The following is a 2971-nucleotide window of genomic DNA, read 5'->3' on the forward strand; positions in this document are numbered from 1 at the left end:
ATCGCCTCTACGTGCACGGCGCCATCGAGGGCGGCCCGGTGACCTACGTGCCGGCACGCGGCGGCGATCAGGCCATGCCCTGCCTGTGGCGGTTCCAGTACACCGAGCAGGTGCGCACCGCCCAGGTGACCCAGCACGATTACAGCGAGAACCACCCGCGCTTCAACCACGCCACCACCCACCGGGCCGCCTCGCTCGACCACCCCGCCAGCGACTACGCCATCTACCGCTACCCCGGCCGTTACCCGGACGCCACCGACACCACCGGCAAGCTATATACGGAAACGCGCCTGCTGGCCTTGCGCGCCCAGGCCCACGTCGCCGAGGTGGAAGGCGATGACCCGCGCCTGCAACCCGGCTGGGCCTTCGATATGGACGGCCATCCACGCGACGGCTGGAACACCGGCTGGCGCGTGCTTGCCATGGTGCACCAAGGCACCCAGACCACCAGCCAGGAAGAAGACGGCGCCGACGCCAGCGAAGGCACGCACTACCACTACACCGCACAGCTGCTGCCCGACCGTGTGGAATGGAAGCCGCCGCACAGCCCCAGGCCGCGCATGGACGGCCCGCAGGCGGCGACCGTGGTGGGGCCGGCGCAGGAGGAAATCTACGTCAACGCGCGGGGCGAGGTGTGCGTGCAGTTTCCGTGGGATCGCCACGGCGCGTTCAACGAACACCGCTCCTACTGGGTACCGGTGGCGCAAGGCTGGGCCGGCGCCGGTTGGGGCGCCATGGCCATTCCGCGCATTGGCCAACAGGTGATGATCGACTACGTGGACGGCGACTGCGACCGCCCCATGGTGATCGGTCGCGTGTATAACGCGCTCAACCCGCCGCCCTACGCGCTGCCGCGTCACAAGACGCGCATGACCATCAAGAGCCAGACGCACAAAGGCAAGGGCAGTAATGAGCTGCGCTTCGAGGACGAAGCCGGCCAGGAGGAAATCTACGTCCACGCGCAGAGAGACCAGAACATCGTCGTCGAGCACGACGAAACCACTCGCGTGGGCCACGACCGCACCGAGAACGTGGGCGAGAACGAGGAGGTCGCCATCGGCAGGGATCGCCGCTACCAGATCGGCCAGGATGCGTTCCTGCAGATCGATCGCAACCACACCGTCACCATCGGCAAGGATCACCTCGAAACCGTCGGCCATCACCGCCACGAGAAGATCGCCGCCAACCACACCGTCGAGGTGGGCGGGCATGTGCAAGCCACCGTGCAGGGACACCACACGCTGCACGCCGGGCAGCGTATCGAGCGGCAGACGCAGCGATACCAGCTCGATGCTAGCGAGTGCGTAGGCATCTATGGTCCGGGCGGCTCCATCACCATCGATGAAACGGGCGTCACCATCGAAGGGGCAAAAATTCATCTCCGCGGGCAGGTGCAAGCCCTGTCGACCGGACTCTCCCCAGCAGCCCACCGCGCGGTTCTGACTGACCGCCTCCTGGCGGCCTTTGCCGACCAGCCATTGCAGTTGGGTTGCCAGGGCTGGCAAGCCAGTAGCGTCGCGCTAAGCCAAACTTCGGCGGTTACGGAGCCTGTGTACGCTGCCATGACGCCCATGGCTGGCACCTCCAAAGGCAGTGCCACCAAGACCGTTAGTCAAGCCAGCAACGGAACGTCCACAGCGGTACATAACAAAGCTGCCGCAGACGCCATCAAACCGCCCGCGCTGGAAAGGCCCGCTCTAGACATAGCCGATATCAAACCGGTGCCGATAAACCTGCGCACCCCCGTAACATGCAATTGGCGCATCCCCTCCTTTGCCGCCACATACAAAGAGAGCATGGAAACCGCCGCCTATTACCTGCGTGGCGAAGATCGCAGCCTGACACTGGGGGAAGACGGCAAGCCGGTGTTGGTAAGCGGCTCGGGTCAGCACAGCTTCGACATAACTTACAAGGCCGAAGAGCGCCAGCTGGTCGCCACGCTACGCATCGAGGTGGAACTGCTGGACATCCACCAGCTAGACCCAGCGACAGGCAAGCCTCTGCAAGGCGCGGATGGCAAGCCGATGTCGATTCCGTACTACAGCAACCAGAACGGACTCAATGCGCCGCCCAAGCAGCGCGACCCCAACATCATTACGGTGCCACGCACCAGCACGGACTACGACTTCGCCGCCAAGCAAAGAGCGATTGAGAACACGCTCAATCAAGACGGCTACAAGCTGGTGCTCGCAAATTGTGCCGAGGGCGCCGCATGCGGCTGCCGCTTACCGGTAAAGTTTCGCGTGCAGTTTCAGATTAAGAGCGAACGCGGAGCCAAGGGCGCACATGCTTCTATTCGACTATTTCCCAGGTGCGAACGCGCCGATGCGGCGAGTTGGGGGGAGAGTCGGGTTGTTCGAGATAGCGATTCAGAGGATGGCTATAGCTCGATTGGTCAAGCTCAGGTTGACGCTCATGAATGCGGCCATCTCTTCAATTGGCCAGACGAGTATTGGCTTAATGGCGGTTCTGTGCATCGCACCTACGTAGCGCCAGATAAGCATTTGGATTTCGGTAGGGGTGATGCGTTACGCGGAAAAGCCATCTGGCAAATGCAATCGGACACCAATTTGATGGGCAACGGTGCCAATCGCGAGCAAGCTATCACCCCCGCATACTACCTAGAGAATCTGTGCACATGGTTCTCCAAGAAAACGGGGAAGACATGGACCATCGGCCGTGATTAGAGCGCTGCTATCCATAACTTACACGGCATTGTACGTGGCCGCATTTGCCTTAACCTCACACGGACGCCTCGCTATGGCCGCATCAGTAGAAAGTTCCACTCATACCAGAAATTCTGATGATGCCTCCATGGCCTTCACCTTGTACTGGAGTGGTGACCGGGAGCATGGAGGGAAGGCGCTTTCGGTAGATGATCAAGGTGTCGCAAGCCTAAGCGTCGGCGACACCTCAAGCCCTCAAGAGAAGAACTATGTAGGCGTTGGTATCTACAAAGCGCCGCTGGATG

General features: G+C 61.8%; 1 protein-coding gene. It reads left to right on the top strand.

The window, feature by feature from the left end:
• The coding region (tssI, locus tag JHD67_RS21190; RefSeq protein WP_199101125.1) for a type VI secretion system tip protein TssI/VgrG at positions 1–2687 on the top strand (2687 nt) is incomplete at its 5' end.
• Positions 2688–2971: the final 284 nt, after the last annotated feature.

It is taken from the genome of Dyella sp. ASV21 (genome assembly GCF_016428975.1).
GTDB lineage: Bacteria > Pseudomonadota > Gammaproteobacteria > Xanthomonadales > Rhodanobacteraceae > Dyella.